Origin of the sequence: Phenylobacterium sp. (assembly GCF_965284355.1) — a bacterium.
Classification (GTDB): domain Bacteria; phylum Pseudomonadota; class Alphaproteobacteria; order Caulobacterales; family Caulobacteraceae; genus Phenylobacterium.
On sequence record NZ_OZ260078.1, the window covers coordinates 323,259 to 342,266 of the forward strand.

17 protein-coding genes and 1 tRNA gene are annotated in these 19,008 nt (G+C 68.4%); 5 read left to right on the forward strand and 13 right to left on the reverse strand.

The window, feature by feature from the left end:
• Positions 1-3 precede the first annotated feature (3 nt).
• The 9 genes from nuoG to ACQ66R_RS01640 form a co-directional block, all read right to left on the reverse strand.
• Positions 4-2,046 carry an NADH-quinone oxidoreductase subunit NuoG gene (gene nuoG, locus ACQ66R_RS01600; protein ID WP_430418627.1) on the reverse strand — a complete coding sequence of 681 codons (2,043 nt, stop codon included), beginning with the start codon at positions 2,044-2,046 and terminating at the stop codon, positions 4-6.
• 6 nt (positions 2,047-2,052) lie between these two features.
• Positions 2,053-3,366, reverse strand: a complete 1,314-nt coding sequence (gene nuoF, locus ACQ66R_RS01605; RefSeq protein WP_430418629.1) for an NADH-quinone oxidoreductase subunit NuoF — start codon at positions 3,364-3,366, stop codon at positions 2,053-2,055.
• 148 nt (positions 3,367-3,514) lie between these two features.
• Positions 3,515-4,192, reverse strand: a complete 678-nt coding sequence (gene nuoE, locus ACQ66R_RS01610) for an NADH-quinone oxidoreductase subunit NuoE (RefSeq protein ID WP_430418631.1) — start codon at positions 4,190-4,192, stop codon at positions 3,515-3,517.
• Between the two features lie 7 nt (positions 4,193-4,199).
• Positions 4,200-4,550 carry a nuclear transport factor 2 family protein gene (locus tag ACQ66R_RS01615; protein WP_430418633.1) on the reverse strand — a complete coding sequence of 117 codons (351 nt, stop codon included), beginning with the start codon at positions 4,548-4,550 and terminating at the stop codon, positions 4,200-4,202.
• Positions 4,547-5,764 (reverse strand): NADH-quinone oxidoreductase subunit D, encoded by a 1,218-nt coding sequence (locus ACQ66R_RS01620; protein WP_430418635.1) that lies wholly within the window; start codon positions 5,762-5,764, stop codon positions 4,547-4,549. The genes ACQ66R_RS01615 and ACQ66R_RS01620 overlap by 4 nt, the downstream gene beginning before the upstream one ends.
• Positions 5,764-6,384 (reverse strand): NADH-quinone oxidoreductase subunit C, encoded by a 621-nt coding sequence (locus ACQ66R_RS01625; RefSeq protein WP_430418637.1) that lies wholly within the window; start codon positions 6,382-6,384, stop codon positions 5,764-5,766. The genes ACQ66R_RS01620 and ACQ66R_RS01625 overlap by 1 nt, the downstream gene beginning before the upstream one ends.
• On the reverse strand, positions 6,381-6,995 hold the full coding sequence (locus ACQ66R_RS01630; RefSeq protein WP_430418639.1) for a NuoB/complex I 20 kDa subunit family protein: 615 nt from the start codon (positions 6,993-6,995) through the stop codon (positions 6,381-6,383). The genes ACQ66R_RS01625 and ACQ66R_RS01630 overlap by 4 nt, the downstream gene beginning before the upstream one ends.
• The gene (locus ACQ66R_RS01635) at positions 6,965-7,342 is read right to left on the reverse strand and encodes an NADH-quinone oxidoreductase subunit A (RefSeq protein WP_430418641.1); all 378 of its coding nucleotides are present in this window, start codon (positions 7,340-7,342) and stop codon (positions 6,965-6,967) included. Before ACQ66R_RS01635 ends, ACQ66R_RS01630 begins: the two co-directional genes overlap by 31 nt.
• A 132-nt stretch (positions 7,343-7,474) precedes the next feature.
• A complete protein-coding gene (locus ACQ66R_RS01640) occupies positions 7,475-8,866 on the reverse strand; it encodes a cytochrome P450 (protein ID WP_430418643.1) in 1,392 nt (463 codons plus the stop codon).
• 109 nt (positions 8,867-8,975) lie between these two features.
• Between ACQ66R_RS01640 and ACQ66R_RS01645 the strand changes: the two genes are divergently transcribed.
• The 3 genes from ACQ66R_RS01645 (at position 8,976) to ACQ66R_RS01655 (ending at position 11,884) form a co-directional block, all read left to right on the forward strand.
• Positions 8,976-9,881, forward strand: a complete 906-nt coding sequence (locus tag ACQ66R_RS01645) for a LysR substrate-binding domain-containing protein (protein ID WP_430418645.1) — start codon at positions 8,976-8,978, stop codon at positions 9,879-9,881.
• A 102-nt stretch (positions 9,882-9,983) separates the two neighbouring features.
• Positions 9,984-10,060, forward strand: a tRNA-Asp gene (locus ACQ66R_RS01650).
• 78 nt (positions 10,061-10,138) lie between these two features.
• Positions 10,139-11,884, forward strand: coding sequence for a DEAD/DEAH box helicase (locus ACQ66R_RS01655; RefSeq protein ID WP_430418647.1), 1,746 nt, complete (start codon positions 10,139-10,141; stop codon positions 11,882-11,884).
• A 37-nt stretch (positions 11,885-11,921) separates the two neighbouring features.
• Here ACQ66R_RS01655 and ACQ66R_RS01660 read toward each other — a convergent pair whose 3' ends face one another.
• A complete protein-coding gene (locus tag ACQ66R_RS01660; protein ID WP_430418649.1) occupies positions 11,922-13,979 on the reverse strand; it encodes an ATP-binding protein in 2,058 nt (685 codons plus the stop codon).
• A 184-nt stretch (positions 13,980-14,163) separates the two neighbouring features.
• Positions 14,164-16,314: a penicillin acylase family protein gene (locus tag ACQ66R_RS01665; RefSeq protein WP_430418651.1), complete on the reverse strand. Its 2,151-nt coding sequence runs from the start codon at positions 16,312-16,314 to the stop codon at positions 14,164-14,166.
• Positions 16,315-16,456: 142 nt separating this feature from the next.
• Between ACQ66R_RS01665 and ACQ66R_RS01670 the strand changes: the two genes are divergently transcribed.
• Entirely contained in the window at positions 16,457-16,657 is a 201-nt protein-coding gene (locus ACQ66R_RS01670; RefSeq protein ID WP_293365099.1) for a hypothetical protein, read from the forward strand.
• Position 16,658: 1 nt separating this feature from the next.
• Here ACQ66R_RS01670 and ACQ66R_RS01675 read toward each other — a convergent pair whose 3' ends face one another.
• Together ACQ66R_RS01675 and ACQ66R_RS01680 are read right to left on the reverse strand one after the other, a co-directional pair.
• A complete protein-coding gene (locus ACQ66R_RS01675) occupies positions 16,659-17,423 on the reverse strand; it encodes an MliC family protein (protein ID WP_430418653.1) in 765 nt (254 codons plus the stop codon).
• A 1-nt stretch (position 17,424) separates the two neighbouring features.
• Positions 17,425-17,598: a hypothetical protein gene (locus tag ACQ66R_RS01680; RefSeq protein ID WP_430418655.1), complete on the reverse strand. Its 174-nt coding sequence runs from the start codon at positions 17,596-17,598 to the stop codon at positions 17,425-17,427.
• Between the two features lie 146 nt (positions 17,599-17,744).
• Here ACQ66R_RS01680 and ACQ66R_RS01685 point away from each other — a divergent pair, with 146 nt between their 5' ends.
• On the forward strand, positions 17,745-18,998 hold the full coding sequence (locus ACQ66R_RS01685; RefSeq protein WP_430418657.1) for a hypothetical protein: 1,254 nt from the start codon (positions 17,745-17,747) through the stop codon (positions 18,996-18,998).
• Positions 18,999-19,008 lie beyond the last annotated feature (10 nt).

Here is a 19,008-nt window from a genome sequence, read left to right on the forward strand (position 1 = left end):
CCCCTACTCCGCTGCGATCTTGGCCGCGCCGCCCGAGGCGAGCGAGGCGCATTCGGCCATCGTCGTGCTGGCGCGCGCGATGGGGTTCGAAAGGTAGAAGCTCTTCACGGCGCTCACGAACGGCGCGTCCGACAGCGTCCCCTTCTGGCCCAGGGCCGCGTAGTCCACGGCCGGCGGGGCGTCGGGCACATAGTCGATGCGGCCGAAGGTCGGATGATCGGCGAACAGCTTGGCGCGCAGCTGGTCCAGGCTGTCGTACGGCAGCTTGTGGCCCAGGCGTTCCGACAGCGCCCGCAGGATCGCCCAGTCTTCCTTTGCCTCGCCCTTCGGGAACACGGCGCGGAAGCCCATCTGCACCCGGCCCTCGGTGTTCACATAGAGGCCGTTCTTCTCGGTGTAGGCCGCCCCCGGCAGGATGACGTCGGCGCGGTGCGCCCCGGCGTCGCCGTGAGTGCCCAGGTAGACGACGAAGGCGTCGGTCTGCGACAGGTCGATCTCGTCGGCGCCCAGCAGGACCAACACGTCGGCGCCGCCCTTCTGAACCAGCTCGACCGCCGTCTTGCCGCCTTCGCCGGGTACGAAGCCGAGGTCCAGGCCGCCCACCCGGCTCGCGGCCGAGTGCAGGACGTTCCAGGTCATGCCGAAGGTCTTGGCGAGCGACGCTGCCGCCTGCAGCACCGCGGCGCTGTCGGGACGGTTCAAGGCCCCGGCGCCCACGATGATCGCGGGGTTCTTGGCGGCTTTCAGCCCGGTGACGAATTCGCCCTTGGCCTTGGCGATCCCGTTCAGCGCTGAAGCGCCGGACCCGAAATAGGCGTACTCGTAGGTCAGGTCGGCCGCTTCGCCCACGAGACCCACCTGCAGCGCGCCCGCCATCCAGCGCTTGCGCAGCCGGGCGTTCAGCACCGGCGCTTCCAGCCTCGGATTTGCTCCGACGATTAAAACATAGTCGGCGTTTTCAATGCCTTGGATCGACGAGTTGAACAGCCAGCTCTCGCGTGCGCCGCCGCCCAGCACCATGCCGTCCTGACGGCAGTCCAGGCTGGCGACGCCCACGCCGCCGAACAGATCCTTGGCCGCCTTCATCGACTCGGCGTCCTGCAGGTCGCCGGCGATCACGCCGATGCGGTCCGGGGTCGTGGCCTGGATCTTGTACGCCACAGCGTCGAACGCCTCGGCCCACGTCGCGGCGCGCAGCTTTCCGTTCTCGCGGATGAAGGGCCGGTCCAGGCGCTGCCGGCTCAGCCCGTCCACCGCATAGCGGGTCTTGTCCGAGATCCACTCCTCGTTGACCGCCTCGTGGGTGCGCGGCAGCACGCGCAGCACCGCCGGCCCGCGCGCATCGACGCGGATCGCCGAGCCCAGCGCGTCCATCACGTCGACGCTCTCGGTCTTCTTCAGCTCCCATGGCCGCGCGTTGAACGCGTACGGCTTGGACGTCAGCGCACCCACCGGGCACAGGTCGATCACGTTGGCCGACAGTTCCGAGGCCACGGCCTTGTCGAGATAGGTCGTGATTTCAACGTCTTCGCCGCGAGAGATGAGACCGATGTCCGGCACGCCGGCCACTTCGGTGATGAAGCGGACGCAGCGCGTGCACTGGATGCAGCGGGTCATGACCGTCTTGATCAACGGTCCCATGTACTTCTCTTCGACGGCCCGCTTGTTGTCGGCGTAGCGGCTGTCGTCGCGGCCATAGCCCATGGCCTGGTCCTGCAGGTCGCACTCGCCGCCCTGGTCGCAGATCGGGCAATCCAGCGGGTGGTTGATCAGCAGGAATTCCATCACACCGTGGCGCGCCTTCCGCACCATCGGCGTGTCGGTGAAGATCTCCTGGCCTTCGGCGGCCGGCAGCGCGCACGACGCCTGCGGCTTCGGCGGGCCGGGCTTCACCTCGACCAGGCACATGCGGCAGTTGCCGGCGATGCTCAGGCGCTCGTGGTAGCAGAACCGCGGGATCTCCTTGCCGGCGAGCTCAGCCACCTGCAGGACGTTCATCCCGGCTTCGAACTCGACCTCGACCCCGTCGACTTTGGCGATAGGCATGGTCGTCTACTCCGCCGCGATGGTGGCGCCGGCATACGAGCCCTTGCGCGCGCGGTAGGTGTTGATGCGGTCCTCCACCTCGTGGCGGAAGTGTCGGAACAGGCCCTGGATCGGCCACGCGGCGGCGTCGCCGAGGCCGCAGATCGTGTGACCCTCCACCTGGGAGGCCACGTCCAGCAGCAGATCGATCTCGGACATCTCGGCTTCGCCGGTGACCATCCGCTCCATGACCCGCCACATCCAGCCGGTGCCTTCGCGGCACGGCGTGCACTGGCCGCAGCTCTCGTGCTTGTAGAAGTAGGCCGCCCGCGCGATCGCCTTCACCAGGTCGGCGTCCTTGTCGAACACGATCATGGTGCCGGTGCCGAGGCCCGACCCGCGGGACGCCAGGTCCTCGTAGGTCATGACGGCCTCTTCGCACTGGTCGGCGGGGATCATCCGCACCGAGATCCCGCCCGGGATCACGGCCTTCAGGTTGCCCCAGCCGCCCCGCACGCCGCCGAAGTGGTCCTCGATCAGCTGCTTCACGCTGATGCCGACCGCATCCTCCACGACGCAAGGCTTGTTCAGGTGGCCCGAGCCCGCGAACAGCTTGGTGCCGGTCGACTTCTCGGTGCCGAAACCCGCAAACCAGTCGCCGCCGCGGCGCAGGATCGTGCCGACGACCGCGATGGTCTCGACGTTGTTCACCGTCGTCGGGCAGCCGTAGATGCCGGCGCCCGCCGGGAACGGCGGCTTCAGGCGCGGCTGGCCCTTCTTGCCCTCGAAGCTTTCCATGAGCGCGGTCTCGTCGCCGCAGATGTAGGCGCCGCCGCCATGCTGCACGCCGACGTCGACGTCGTAGCCCAGCACACTGCCCTTCCCGAGCAGCTTGGCGTCATAGGCCTGCTTGATGGCGGCCAGCAGGCGCTCGCGCTCGTGCACGTATTCGCCGCGGATGTAGATGTACGCCTGATGCGAGCGCATGGCCTTGCACGCGATCACGCAGCCTTCGATCAGCAGGTGCGGGTCATTGCGCAGGATGTCGCGGTCCTTGCACGCGCCGGGCTCGGACTCGTCGGCGTTGACCAGCAGGTAGTGCGGACGCTCGCTCTCCTGCTTGGGCATGAAGGTCCACTTCAGGCCGGTGGCGAAGCCGGCGCCGCCGCGGCCGCGCAGGCCCGAGGCCTTGATCTGGTCGCAGATCCATTCCGGCGTCTGGGCGACGATGTCGGCCGTCCCGTTCCACGCGCCGCGCGCCTTCGCACCGTCCAGGGTCCAGTCGTGGACGCCGTAGAGGTTCAGGAAGATGCGGTCCTTGTCGGCCAGGATGCCAACCACGTTTAGCTTCCCCTGTTCGCGCGCTCACGCGCGGATGAAACGATAGAAGCCGCCGGACCCATCAGGCCCGCGACAAAGCAGATCTGCGCCGCCGCGCCGTCGGCCAGCGAGACCGGGCGATTGGCCTCGATCAGGGCGAGACTCGGGCTCATGCCGGAGCCTTGGTCTTGGGCGCCTTCGGCGGCAGGTTCGGGATCTTGATCTTCTTGCCCAGCGAGCCGTCGTAGAGCTTTTTGTCAGTCAGGGTCAGCGGCCCACCCTCGGGCGCCGAGCCCTGACGGCCGATGGCCGAGCCGGGCTTGGGCGTCTTGCCCGCCGCGAACTCATCGAGCAGCGCCTCGAACGTCTCGGGCGTCAGGTCCTCGTAGTAGTAGTCGTTGATCGCCGCCATCGGAGCGTTCGAGCAGGCGCCCAGGCACTCGACTTCCTGCCAGTAGAACTTGCCGTCGGCGCTCTTGTGGTTCTGGGCGCCGATCCGGCGCTTGCAGACAGCCATCAGAGCTTCCGAGCCGCGGGTCTGGCACGGCGTCGTGCCGCAGACCTGGACCAGCGCATGCGTGCCGACCGGCTCCAACATGAACATCGTGTAGAAGGTGGCCACCTCCAGCACGCGGATCACCGGCATGCCGAGGAGCTCGGCCACGGCCCGGATCGCGGGCTCGGAAATCCAGCCCTCCTGCTTCTGTACCAGCCACAGGCACGGCACGACCGCCGACTGCTGCTTTCCGGGCGGAAAGTTCGCCATCCACACCTTGGCGGCCTTCAGGGTCGCCGGGGTGAACTCGAAGCTGGCCGGCTGGACCGGCGAAAGACGACGGACGCTCACGCGGGCCTCACTTCACAAAGTCCACGCGGGCGATCTTGCCCCCCGCGAAGGAATAGACGGCGCAAACCTGGAAGGCTTCGCCGCCGGGCGCGCGGCTGACGTCCTCGTGGTCGACCACGTGACCGCCGACGATGGCGCGGTGCACGAGGCGCGCATGGTTCTGCGGGAAATCGGCGAAGAGCTTGCGATGACGCTCGCGGATCGCCGCCAGACCTACCGCGAGCGTGTCGCCGCCATAGGCGCCCAGCACGGCGTCGTCGGCGTAGAAGGCGCAGAAGGCATCCAGGTCCTGGGCGTTGTAGGCCTCAAGCTGGCCCGCCACGAGGTCGGCGTTGGAAAGGGACACGCTGGCGCTCACCGGTCGATCTCCCCGAACACGATGTCCAGCGAGCCCAGGATGGCCGAGACGTCGGCCAGCATGTGCCCGCGGTTCAGCCAATCCATCGCCATCAGGTGCGGATAGCCCGGCGCACGGATCTTGGCCCGATACGGCTTGTTCGTGCCGTCGCTGACCAAATAGACTCCAAACTCGCCCTTAGGCGCCTCGACGGCGGCGTAGACCTCGCCCGGCGGCGTGCGGTAGCCCTCGGTGAACAGCTTGAAGTGATGGATCAGCGCTTCCATCGAGCGCTTCATCTCGCCCCGGCGCGGCGCGGCGATCTTGTTGTCCTCGACCAGCACCGGACCCGGCGTCTTCAGCAGCGCCTCGCAGCACTGCTTCATGATCTTGGTCGACTCGCGCATCTCCTGCATGCGGCAGAGGTAGCGGTCGTAGCAGTCGCCGTTCACGCCGACCGGAACATCGAACTCCATGTCGTTGTAGGCGGCATAGGGCTGGGCGCGCCGCAGGTCCCAAGCGATGCCCGAACCCCGCACCATCACGCCCGAGAACGAGCGCGCGATCGCCTCTCCCTTCGAGACCACGCCGATATCGACGTTGCGGATCTTGAAGATGCGGTTGTTCCCGAACAGGCCTTCCAGATCGTCGCAGACCTTCGGGAAGTGGTCGCACCAGTCCGAGATGTCGCGCACCAGCGCCTCGGGCAGGTCCTGGCGGACGCCGCCCACGCGATAGTAGTTGGCGTGCATCCGGGCGCCCGACGCGCGCTCGTAGAACACCATCAGCTTCTCGCGCTCTTCAAAGCCCCACAGGGGCGGCGTGAGCGCGCCGACGTCCATCGCCTGGGTCGTGACGTTCAGCAGGTGGTTCAGGATGCGGCCGATCTCGTCGTAAAGCGTGCGGATCAGCAGCGCACGACGCGGCGCCTCGATCTGCAGCAGCTTCTCGATCGCCAGGCAGTACGCGTGCTCCTGGTTCATGGGCGCCACGTAGTCGAGGCGGTCCATGTACGGGATCGTCTGCTGATAGGGCCGCGCCTCCATCAGCTTCTCGGTGCCCCGGTGCAGCAGGCCGATGTGCGGGTCGACCCGCTCGACCACTTCGCCGTCCAGCTCCAGCACCAGGCGCAACACGCCGTGCGCCGCGGGGTGCTGCGGCCCGAAGTTGATGTTGAACTTGCGGACGGGCGTCTCGGCGCCGGTTGGGGTCACAGGCGTGTTGTCGTCGGCCATCACTTGCCGCCCTTTTCGTCGCCCGGCAGCATCGCGGCGAAGCCCTTCTCCGCGCCTTCCCACGGGCTCAGGAAGTCCCAATTGCGCCACTCGACCGATTTCACGGGCTCATAGACCACCCGCTTCAGCTCTTCGTCGTAGCGGACCTCGACGTAGCCGGTCATCGGGAAATCCTTCCGCAGCGGATGGCCGTGGAAGCCGTAGTCGGTTAGGATCCGGCGCAGGTCTGGGTGCCCGTCGAAGAAGATGCCGTACATGTCGAACGCCTCGCGCTCGAACCAGTCGGCCGACACGAACACGCCCGTGACCGACGGCACCGGGGTGTCCTCGTCAGTCTGCACGTTGATCCGGACCCGCAGGTTCTTCGTCATCGACAGCAAGTGGTAGACCACGTCGAACCGCAGCGGCCGCTCGGGATAGTCCACGCCGCACAGGTCGATGAGCTGGTGGAAGCCCTGCACGTCGCGCAGGTAGGTCAACGCCTCGACGATCTTTGCCGCCGGCGCCTTCAGGTTCAGTTCGCCGAACGCCACGTTGGCGCCGGTGATGACACCCTTGGCGTCCTTGACGATGGTCTTGCCGAGCTTGCCCAGGTCGGCGTCCGAAGCGGGCCAGCTCATCGGATGATGGTCCCCGTCCGGCGGATCTTCTTCTGCAGCTGCAGGATCCCGTACACCAGCGCCTCGGCGGTCGGCGGGCAGCCGGGCACATAGACGTCCACCGGCACGATCCGGTCGCAGCCGCGCACGGTCGAATAGCTGAAGTAGTAGTAGCCGCCGCCGTTGGCGCAGCTGCCCATCGAGATCACGTACCGCGGATCGGGCATCTGGTCGTAGACCTTGCGCAGCGCGGGCGCCATCTTGTTCACCAGCGTGCCGGCCACGATCATGACGTCGCTCTGTCGCGGGCTGGCGCGCGGCGCGAAGCCATAGCGCTCCAGGTCGTAGCGCGGCATCGAGGCCTGCATCATCTCGACCGCGCAGCAGGCCAGGCCGAAGGTCATCCACATCAGCGAGCCGGTGCGCGCCCAGGTGATCAGGTCATCGACGCTGGCGGTCACGAAGCCCTTGTCGGCCAGGCGCTGCGACACGCCATCGAAGAACGGGTCGTGCTTTTGGGGGTCGTAGCCCTCGACGGTGCTGCGGCCGGCCGACAGCGCCGGAACGGCGCCCGAACCCGCATTGGAACCGGGGGGAACGATCACTCCCATTCCAGGGCTCCCTTCTTCCACTCGTAGATGAAGCCCACGGTCAGGACGCCCAGGAAGGTCATCATCGACCAGAACGAGAAGATCGCCACATCCGCCGGCAGCTTCATCAGCGAAACCGCCCACGGGAACAGGAACGCGACTTCCAGGTCGAAGATGATGAAGAGGATCGAGACCAGGTAGAAGCGGACGTCGAACTTCATCCGCGCGTCGTCGAAGGCGTTGAAGCCGCATTCGTAGGATGAGAGCTTCTCCGGATCGGGAGACTTCGGCGCGAGCACGCTCGCGAACACGATGAAGATAATGCCCAGAACCGCCGCGATCCCCAGGAAGATCACGATCGGCAGGTACTCTTTGAAATAGGCTTCCATGGAGTCTCCGGCGGGAGTCGCGGCGCCCTTCTAGACCGATCGCAATGGCGTTTCAAACAGGCCTTGTGCGACGCGAAATGACGCGCCCCCACGGCGCTGCGAATGCGTCGCATCTACACGCCAGAAGGCGCCTCAGATACGATCGACCAACAGCGGCATTCCGCCTTGAGGCCGCAATGTGACGTCGGCCACGGGCTCCACCCTGCGGCCGGGCGCGGGCCCAAACCGGAACGCCGCCAGCCAGCGCGAGAGAATGATCAGGGCCTCTGTTTGCGCGAAGCCCATGCCGATGCAGATTCGCGGCCCCGCGCCGAACGGGATATACTGATAGCGATGCCGCCCCGCCTTCGCCTCGGGGTCGAAGTTCTCGGGATTGAACAGGTCGGGCTCGTCCCACAGCGTCCTGTGACGGTGCAGCACCCACGGCCAGACGGTGATCATGTCGCCCTTCCGGATCGTCTGACCGCACAGTTCGTCGTCGGCCATCGCCTCGCGGTCGATCCGGTGGATCGGCGAATAGAGTCGCAGCGTCTCTTCCCAGACCATCTTCAGGTAGGGCAGCCGCTCGATCACCTGCGCAGGATCGCCCTCGCGCCAGGCCGCCATGGCCTCGTCCCGCGCCCACCCCTGGGCCTGAGGATCGCCGGCCAGCAGGTAAAGCGCCCACGCGAGTCCGTTGGCCGTGGTCTCGTGCCCGGCCACGAAGAAGGTCATGGCGTTGTCCAGCGTCAGCTGGATCGCCTCCTCCTGCGGATGCTCGGCCGCGAAGGCCCTATAAAGCCGTGTAATGAAGTCGTCCGGCGCATCAGACGCGCTCGCCCGGTTGCGGATGAACTGGCCCATCCGTTCGATCAGGAGGCGCCGGGCGCGCCGGGCCCGGCGCTGGCCCCCGCCCATGTCGAGCTCCTGCAGCCCCAGCAGCATGCTGAGCCGCATCTCGGCTGTTCCGGCCAACAGGTCGCGGACGTGATCCGACGTCTCGCCGAAGGGCATCCCCGTCTGACCCGAGAACAGGGCCTCGTCGATCACCTCCAGGGTCGCGCGCGTCGCCTCGGCCGCCATGTCGACAACGCCCCCGTCGCCGGGCGTACGATCGCAGCTGCGCTCGGCAAGGCGGGCGAACAGCGGCATCGCCGCCTCGACGGCGTGCGGCGCGAAGGTGGGCGCCATGAGACGTCGCTGCGAACGCCACGCGTCCTGCTCGGTGTTCAGCAGGCTGTCGCCGATGATGGGCTGCAGCATCTTCCGGATCATGCTGGGCCGCCGGTAGTTCTGCGCGTTGTCCAGGAACACCCGCTTGATCGCCTCGGGGTCGTTGATCCCGTGATAGGTGAGGTTCAGCACCCTGACCCGCCGATAGGACCGCTCGAACGCTTCCCGAGGCAGGGCTGCCAACATGTTCCGCGAGATGCGCGGGTTGAACAGCATGGGAAGGAGCCCGGGATCGCGCTCGAGCGGCTCCGGCGCATAGGGCCGGAATCTCACAGGCGGGGCGTGAGCGAAGGTCGAACTGGCGTCGGTCATGGGCGAAGGGGCTTCCTTGCGACGCCCGGCAACATCATCGGATTGTCGCGCTCGAGGAAACGATATATCGGCGGTGTTCTTGTGAGCTGAGTTCACAGGAAGCAGACCCTTGGAAAAGCGACATCTGCCCTCGCTGACCGCGCTGCGCGCCTTCGAGGCCTTCGCCCGCCGGGGCCAGATGACGACCGCCGCCGACGAGCTCTGCGTCACGCACGGCGCCATCAGTCGCCAGATCCGCAGCCTGGAAACGGCGTTGGGCCTCGACCTCACGGAAGGGCCTCGTCATCGCCTGAAGCTCACCGAGGCCGGCGCCCGTCTGGCCCACGCGCTCTCCGCCAGCTTCGACCAGATGGAAGCCGCCCTCACCGAGATCCGCGGCGACCAGCACGTCGAGCTGCACTTGTCCTGCGTCGGCACGCTTGCGATCCGCTGGCTGATCCCGCGCCTGTCGGCCTTCCACGCCCGCTATCCGGCCGTCCGCGTGAAGGTCACCGAGTCGTATGCGCCGGTGGACTTCCACCGCGACCGCTTCGACGCCGCCATCCGCGTGAACGAGACCGCCCCCATCGTCGGCGCCGAGGCCGTCCCCTTCCTGGAGAACTTCCACGGCCCCGTCGTGGCGCCCGACCTCGTCGGCGCCGGCCCCACCGGCCTCGAAGGCCTCACCCGCCTCACCACCGGCACCCGCCAGACCGCCTGGGACGAGTGGGAGCACCACTCCGGCGTCCAGCTCCCGACGCCGCCCGACACCCAGGAGTTCGAGCACATCTTCTACACGCTGGAGGCCGCCGCCGCGGGCCTGGGCGTGGGCCTAACCCCCTGGGTCTACGTCGCCGCCGACGTCGCCGCCGGCCGGCTGGCCGCGCCCCTGGGATTCGCCTCCACGCCATCCAGGTTCTGGTTCCTCACCCCGCCCCGCCGATCCAAGCCCGCCGTCGCCCAGTTCCGCGCCTGGCTCCTCGAAGAAGCCGCCAAGGTCCCACCCCCGCCCAAGCTGGTGCGCCGGGCGGCGTGAGCGCTTTCCGGTGCGGCCAACCGCCCGCGCCCCAACTCTCCCGTTGACACGATTCCGGCCCGCCCATATGAGAGCCGCCTTCGCAGCGCCGGACGGCCTTGCGCGGGTGTAGCTCAGTTGGTTAGAGCGCCGGCCTGTCACGCCGGAGGTCGCGGGTTCGAGTCCCGTCACTCGCGCCACGTCCGGTGGCGAATCTCCCACTCCGAACAGACTCCTGACGCCAGGCGCTGTCCGCCGCGCTATTGGACGTCCCTATCATGCCATTTCCCGCCACCCATCCCGCCCTGGCCCGCGCGCTCGCCGCGCACGGCTACAATGAGCCGACGCCGGTCCAGGCCGCCGTGCTCGAAGCCCCCGCCGGCCGCGACCTGCTGGTCTCGGCCCAGACCGGATCGGGCAAGACGGTGGCCTTCGGGCTGGGGGCCGCCGACACCCTATTGGGCGAGGCCGAGGCGTTCGGCCGCGCCGAGGCGCCGCTGGCGCTCTGCATCGCCCCGACCCGCGAGTTGGCCCAACAGGTCGCCCGCGAGCTCACCTGGCTTTACGCCGACGCCCAGGCCCGCATCGCCACCTGTGTGGGCGGCATGGACCCGCGCGCCGAGCAGCGCGCGCTGAACGCCGGCGCCCACATCGTCGTCGGCACGCCCGGGCGACTGCGCGACCACCTGGAGCGCGGCAACCTTGATCTCTCCGCACTCAAGGTCGTCGTCCTCGACGAGGCCGACGAGATGCTCGACATGGGCTTCCGCGAGGACCTCGAGGCGATCCTCGACTCCTCGCCCGCCGAGCGCCGCACCTTCCTGTTCTCGGCCACCATCGCCCGCGAGATCGCCTCGCTGGCCAAGCGCTATCAACGCGACGCCCACCGCATCGACACCCTGCGCCGTGACGAGGCCCACGGCGACATCGCCTACCGCGCCGTCCGCATCGCCCCGACCGAGATGGAAACAGCGATCGTCAACGTGCTGCGCTACTTCGAAAGCCCCGGCGCGCTGATCTTCTGCGCCACCCGCGAGCGCGTCCGCCACATGCACGCCGCCCTGCGTGAGCGCGGCTTCTCGGTCGTGCAGCTGTCGGGCGAGCTGAGCCAGAAGGAGCGTTCCGACGCGCTCCAGGCCCTGCGCGACGGCCATGCGCGCGCCTGCATCGCCACCGACGTCGCCGCCCGCGGCCTCGACCTGCCCGACCTGGGCCTGGTGATCCACGCCGACCTGCCGGCCAACACCGCCGGCCTCCTCCACCGCAGCGGCCGCACCGGCCGGGCGGGCAAGAAGGGCGTGTCCGTCGTCATGGTCCCGCACTCGAAGCGCCGCATCGCCGAGCGCCTGCTGCAGGTGGCCGGCGTCGACGCCGAATGGTCGGGCCCGCCGCTGCCCGAGGAAATCCGCGCCAAGGACCAGGTCCGGATGCTCGAGGATCCGCTACTCAACGAAGCCCCCTCGCCTGAGGACCTTGAGCTGGCCCAGCGCCTGCTGGCCGACCGCAGCCCGGAAGCCGTGGCCGCCGCCCTGGTGCGCCTCTACCGCTCGCGCCTGCCGGCGCCGGAAGAGATGCTGCCCGATCGCGGCGGTGAGCCCCGCCCGCTGCGGCCCGAGCGGCAGGCCCAGATCGAATCCGCCGACGGCGCCTGGTACCGCCTGCCCATCGGCCGCTCCAAGAACGCCGACCCGAAGTGGCTGGTCCCGCTGATCTGCCGCTTGGGCCACGTGACGAAGAAGGAGATCGGGCTGATCCGCATCTTCGATCATGAGACGAAATTCCAGATCTCCAGCGAGGTCGAAGCCCGGTTCGGCGAAGCCATCCGCGCCGCCGCCGACTCCGGCGAACTGCGCATCAACCCCTCGGCGCCTCCTGGCCCCGCCGGCCCCCGTCCCTCGGGTCCGCGTCCTTCGGGCCCGCGCGGCGACGGTCCTCGCCACGACGGTCCCCGACGCGGCCCGCCGCCCGGCGGCGACCGTCGCGGTCCGCCCAAGGGCCGCAAGCCGAACCAACTTCGCGACTAGAGCGCGCTGCGCAACGACGGGCGCGTCAGGGACGGGACTACGCCGCCAGTTCCCTGTCCGCTCGCCCCAGCGCTTCCTCAAGCGCCGCGTAGAGCGCCGCCACATCCAGAGGTTTTGCGATGTGGCCGTCCATGCCGACGGCCAGGTATTGCTCCAGCTGGTGGCTCATCACATTGGCGGTCAGCGCCAGCACAGGCGTTGGCGTTCGCCCCCACTCGGCTTCCAGCCGGCGGATTTCGCGCGTGGCGTCCAGTCCGTTCATCACGGGCATCTGCACATCCATCAGCACCACGTCGAAGCGCTCCGCGGCGAACGCCTGAACCGCCTCGAGCCCGTTGCATGCCAGGGTCAGTTCGGCGTCGAGCGGGTCGATCAGGGCCTTCAGCACCATCCGGTTCGTGACGTTGTCCTCGGCCGCCAGGATGCGCAGCGGCCGGTCCGGCGCAGGCGCAGCCTCGTCCGCTGGCCGGGGGCTCGAAGCCGGAGCGGCGACGCGAATGAGGGGCAGCTCGACCGTGAAGCACGCGCCCTCGCCCGGCCGGCCGCTCGCCGAGATCGTTCCGCCCATCAACTCGACCAGCGCCTGACAGATCGACAGCCCGAGTCCAGTGCCACCGTAACGTCGGGTGGTCGACGCGTCGGCCTGTTCGAACTTTCGGAACAGCTCGTGCGCGCTCGCGGGATCGAAGCCGATCCCCGTATCGCGGACCTGGAATCGTACGCCGCTTGAAGTCGGTTCGGCCGAGACCGTCACGGCTCCGGCCTCGGTGAACTTCACGGCGTTCGCGATGAGGTTGGTCAGGACCTGACGAATTCGGAACGCGTCGCCGGACCAATAGCCGGCCGCCTCTGGGTCCACGCTGCCCCGCAGGTCGAGACCCTTCTCGGTCGCGAGATCGCGGAAGATGTCGGTCACCGCGGTCAGCTCGTCATCCATCCGGAAGGTCGTCGCGGACATCTGCAGCTTGCCGGCTTCCAGCTTCGAAAGGTCCAGCACGTCATTGAGCAGCGCCAACAGGGTGCGCCCCGACTCACGGATCACCCGCAGGCGCCCTCGCTGGTCCGGGCTCAGCTCAAACCCTTCCATCGCCTGGGCCATCCCCAGGACGCCGTTCAGGGGCGTTCGGATCTCGTGACTCATGTTGGCGATGAAATCCGATTTCGCCCGATCCCCGGCCTCGGCCTGGTCGCGCGCCTGCGTCACCTGCCGCGCCATCCGCCACAGACGATGGATCACCAGCGCGACAGCGGCCAGCACCACCAGCCCCAGGCCCAGGATCGCCCACTTCGCCTCGGCATAGACGCCTCGCCCGGGGTGCTCTGGCGTCCAGGCCAACGCTCCGACCGCGCGCCCATCGGCGTCCGCCAACCGCACGGCCGGACGCGCCGCGGTATCTGGCGGGGTCAGCCGGGCCTCACGCAGGCCGAGGTCTTCATCCAGTTCCTGGAGATAGCCCGCATCGACCTCGATGCCGGACAGCACGATCGCTTCGTGGCCCGGCAGCAGCGGCTTTGCATCCTCCACTTCGGGCACGATTGTCGACGCCGCCAGGAGGTAGACCTTGCTGCCGGCCCGCACCGCGGCCTCCGCCGTCGCAGCCCGGGCGAACCCCCGCGACGCGGGCTCCCGCTGGTGGCGCAGCGCCTCTTCCGATCGCACCACGGCCCGCAGCGCTTTGGAGGCGGCCATCAGGTCGCCGAGCGTCCGGGGATCGACCTCCGCGCCGGCGGCCGCGCCATAGACCAACCGGTCCTGCGCATCGACCACCAGCGTCACGTCGTGCCGGAGGTAATCGAAGAAGTAGTCAGTGTAGTTGACCTGGGCGAAGTCGCGGTCGAACCGCCGCGCGGTCTTGTCGTAGGCCTCGGTCCAGACGGCGACTGAGACGACGTCGTCCTTCAGGCGCGCGAGGCGCCGGACGACGGAACGCTCCATCAACCGGGTTTCACGGACCTCGGTGATGCGATCGACCGAAACGCTGGCGTAATAGACCAGCACCCCGCAGGCCGCGAAGACGATCAGGGCGGCGGCGATCGCCAGGCCGAGAACGCCGCTGGAGAACCGCCACTCCAATCTGTCGAGCCATCTGCGCATGGCTGGTCAGGTCCCGCCGGCAAAGCGCCGGGAGGCCCGCTTCCCACGCGCCAGAAATGTCGACAGTTCCAAATACATCGAACATCAACATCGGGCTCAAACGCTGACTTTGTCTTACGCAATCAGTAGAATGGCCTGCGGCTCACAGCCGCACGCAGGGGTCGCCAGCCCCCTGAAGCGAACACTACTCTCCCGGTCGGTACGTCCGCTCGACGTGGCCCCTCAGTTGCTCCGGATAGAAGTAGACGTGGCGGAAGGCGGCCTTCGCGTAGCGTTCGGCCTGGTCGTTGAAGTGCTTCGAGTCCGGGTCGCCGCTTTCGCCGCCGGCGCTGATCGCCATCGCCTTCACCTTCGGCCCGAACTCGACCACGGCCACGAAGCTGTTCCCGCTGGTCCCGTAGTAGCGCTTCGTGCCGGGATAGCGACGCGAGGCGAACGACGCGAGCGAGCCCCAGGTGCCGGCGGTGAACGGCACGGCCACGCTGGGGCCGTCGTCCCGGAACGTTTGCACGATGGCGCCGTCCAGCCGCTGGAAGCGGTTGATCTCGCCCCAAGGAGTCTTCCAGCTGCCGAAGTCGGCCACGAGACGCGCCGAAGCCTCCTCCAGCGCCGCGATCCGATCGGACGCCGGGCTCTTCTCGACCATGTACTCGTACACGGTCATCCCGGCGACCTTCGCCCCCGGCGCAGACTTGGACCAAAGCGCCTCGGCCCAGAACACGGCAAGCGACGTCTCGGTGGAATCCCTGCCCCAGCGCCGGTCCCACGCCTTCAGCGCCGCCATCTGGCCAGCCAACGCGGTCTTCTGGTCCGGCGAGGCCAGGTCGTACGCGGCGGAAAGCTTGGGGATCAGGCGGTCGAAGGCCGGCAGGTCCGGGTCATAGGCCGCCGCCCTCAGTCCCTCCATCGTGAAGCCGCTCTTGCCCTCCAGCACCCGGATCGCATGCAGCCCCCGCGGGGTCTCGCCGGCGGTGTCCATGTACTTCGGGAACGCCTCGCGCTTCGGGCTGTCGGCGCCCGCCGCGGAATAGGGCCAGTTGTTCGAGTTGTAGGCCCACCCCGCCTTGGGATCGATCACCGTCGGCGCCTCGGACAGCGCATGCAGCCCCTGCCAGTCCGTCGCCGGATCTGCGCCGTCCACCACCTTGGTGTAGTCGAACCGGTCGTCGCGCTTCGGGATGAACTGCGGGTGCAGGTAGGCCGTCTGGCCCTGGGCGTCGGCGTACAGCGTATTGTTCGAGGAATTGGCCTTCAGCTCGGCCACCTTCAGGAAGCCCGTCAGGTCGGTGGCCTTGGTCCGCAGGAACGACTGCTGCAGCGCCTCGATGGGCTTGAACATCAGCGCTGTGGCGATCCACTTGTCGCCCTCGGCCCGCACGATGGGCCCGTGATGTGTGCGATAGGTGGTGAAGGTCCGGCTGCCCATGGACCCGTCGGCGCCCCGCACCCGGATCGTCACATCCTTCACCGTCACCGGCCGCGCCTCGCGCCCATAGCGGTACATCAGGCTGCCCGGCGTGCGCACGATCGTCTCGGCGAACTCGTCCACCACGTCGACGCCGCTGGAGGTGTGCATCCAGCCCGCCTTCTCGTTGAAGCCCTGGTAGATGAAGAACTGGCCCCAGGTGACGGCCCCATAGGCGTTCAGCCCCTCGTCGCTCGTCACCTGCAGCTCCGAGCGGAAGAAGAACGAGGTGTGCGGGTTGATCAGCAGCAGCGCGTGGCCGTCCTTGGTCACCTTCGGCGCCAGGGCGATGCCGTTCGACCCCGGCGGGTCCTTGAACGCGAACTCCGGCAGGGCCGCGGTCCGCGTGCCGCCGTAGAAGGCCTCCAACTCGCTCAGCGAGATGCGTTCGATATCGCCGCCGATGCTGCCCTCGGTGAACGACAGCGCCATCCACGGCTCGAACCGGGTCAGCACCTTGGGCTTCGTCTGCGGATGGGTCGCCAGGTAGTAGTTCAGGCCGTCGGCCCAGCTGTCCATCAGCGCGCGCAGCCAGGCCGGGCTCTCGCGGTACTTCGCCTGCAGGTCGGCTGGGTCAATGAACAGCCGCATCCGCAGGTCCTGCCAGACCGCCTTCGCGCCTTCTGCCTCGGCCACCCGGCCCAGGCTGGTCAGGTAGTTCATCTCGACGCGGTTGAAGTCGTCCTCCGCCTGGGCATAGGCCATCCCGAACACCGCGTCGGCGTCCGTCTTGCCCTTGATGTGGGCGATCCCCCAGTCGTCCCGGACGATGCTGATCCGCGCCGCCTGCGCCTTCCAGTCGGCCGTCTCGTCGGCCCACGCTGCGCCCGCCAGCAAAGACAGCGCGAGGGTCAGGGGAATCAGGCGCACGGGCAGGCCTCCAGGCTTCAAGGGCCGCCACCTCGCCCGCCTGTCCACAGCTTGTCCAGCCTGCGACGCGCGGCCACGCTTGGTGTCGTTAAGGACTCACCATCTGTTGCCCGTCCAAGGGGCTAAGTGGGAGTGTTTTGCGATGCCCGAAGCGACGTACGTGGCCTTTGTGCCCAACGGCATGTCCGCCAAACTGCGCTCGGTCCTCCAGGCCGAGGACACCGGCGCCGTCACGTGGCGCGAACGCAAGACCATGTTCGGCAGCGAATTCTACTTCTCGGGCCCGCCGAAGCTGGTCCGGGCCACCCACGCGTACGTCAGCCAATGGGTCGTGAAGCACTAGCTTACGGCGCCGGCGTCACTTCGATCGTCTCGATCCGCCATTCCCTTTGCTCGGGCGTCGCGCCCGGCACATCGTTCACCCGCCGCAGCGTGGCCTTGCCCGAGGCGTGGTACTCGGCCCCGGAGACGAGCCGGCCGTACAGCACGACCGGAACGTCCACGTAGAGCGACCCTGCGGCCCCCTGCACGCGCCGCGGTCCGCCCACCTGGGCGTTCAGCCGCGCGTACGGCCTCACGTCGAACACCTGCCCGTCGCGGCGCAGCCTGGCCGCCTCGGCGCTCCGGCCGCTTTCCACAAGTGCGAAATAGGTCTCGACCACCCGAGCCGCCGCCTGCCCGCTGCCCGTGGCGGCCGGGCCCTCGCTCAGCGGCGTGCGATCATCGGGCAGGCCGCCCGGCGTCCCGGGGGCCGGCGGCTCCACAGGGCCCTTGCCGGGCTCGTAGCAACTGACCCCTGGCGCGCCCGCGATCTTTTCGTCCGGCTCCAGCGTGGCCAGCAGTCCCTCGGGCCCGCGGTTCCACCACTGCAGGCCGTCGCCCGCATAGCGCGCTCCGCTGCCCGACACGGCGATCTTCAGCGTGTGCTCGCGCCCCGCCAGCCGGACCCGCGCCGTGTTGGCGTCCGGGTACAGAGCCTGGAACGTCCGCCCATCCGCGCAGACATAGGTGATCCAGGGAGTCGACCGCTCAGGCGCTGCGGCCGTGGGGGCGGATCCAGGCGAACACCCGGCCAGCGCCAGCGGCAGCAGCAGCGCCACTCGGCGCATACTACTTCTTCATCCAGGGCTTGGATTTCGACTGCGAGCGCGCCGCGGCGGTGCGTTCGCCCTCCAGGGCGCCTCGCCCGGGCGGCCCGCCCCGTCCGGCCTGCGCCGCCTTTTTCAGGCGCAGCGCCTTCTGCATCGGGGTTTCGCCGGGTGGCGCATCGTCAGACTCGGCCATCGTGTCCTCCACTGGGCGCAAACCTACCGCGCCTTCAATTCTGAAACAGCAGCGCAATGACCAGGGGTTAGTTGCGCGTCGAACCGCCGATCGTAAAATCGGTATGCAGCCACGCTGAAGCGCGGCGGGAACTGGGGAGTCGAAACTTGCAACGCGCCGTCATCGCCGCTCTTGGAACTCTGTTGCTGGCCGGCGTCGCCGCCGCTCCGATCACGGCCGCGGCGGCCGAGAAGGCCCCGGCCAAGGCCGCCGCCGCGCCCTACAAGGCCCCGCGCAACGCCTTCAACCAGCCCGACCTCTCCGGCTTCTGGAGCAACGCCACGCTCACCCCGCTGACCCGGCGGCCCCAGTTCAAGGACCAGCTCAACTACACGCCCGAGCAGGTCAAGGAGATGGAGTCCAGCGCCGCCGCCGAGGTGGAGGAAGGCAACGAGGACACCGATCCCAACGCGCCGGCCGAGGCGCCCAAGACGCCCCCCGGCGCCAACATCCGCCCCGAATTCGCCGCCGCCGGCGGCGACGTGGGCGGCTACAACCGCGGCTGGCTCGACCCGGGCAGCCACGTGATGCGCGTGAACGGCGAGCCGCGGACCTCGCTGATCACCACGCCCAACGGGCAGCCTCCGGCCCGCAAGGCCGGCGCGCCGCCGGCGCCGCGCTTCGGCGGGGGCATGGGCTCGTTCGAGAGCTACGAATCCCGTTCGCTGGGCGAGCGCTGCATCATGAGCTTCGGCCGCAACGCCGGCCCGCCGATGTTCCCCAACGGCTTCTACAACAACAACTATCAGATCGTTCAGACCGGCGACTCGGTGCTGATCGAGGTGGAGATGATCCACGACCTGCGGATCGTGCGCCTCAACTCCAAGCACCGCACCGACGACGTCCGCCCCTACATGGGCGACTCCATCGGCTGGTGGGAGGGCGACACCCTGGTGGTCGAGACCACGCACATCCCCGCCAACCAGCACTTCATGGGCGCGTGGAAGGACCTCAAGGTCACAGAACGGTTCACCCGCGCCGGCAAGAACCGCCTCCACTACGCCTTCACGGTCGAAGACCCGACGATCTGGGAAAAGCCGTGGGGCGGAGAGTACGAGTTCTCTCCGATGGGCGTGGGCGTGATCTACGAATACGCCTGCCACGAGGGCAACTACGCCCTGCCCGGCATCCTGGCCGGGGCCCGCGCGGAAGAGCGGCCAAGGCCGAAGCCGCCAAGGCCAAGCCCGCCGCGGCGGGCTCGAGCCAGTGACACTCATCCTCTGAACGTCATCGCGAGGCCTGTCCCGGCGACCCGGACACGAGGCGTTTCCCAAGAGGCCGCGGCGGCGACGCTGCGGTCTCTTCTGTTGAGGATGGTGTTTCTGGTTGGCCGTGGGACAGGCCCGACCATGACGATCTGAGAGGTTGGGC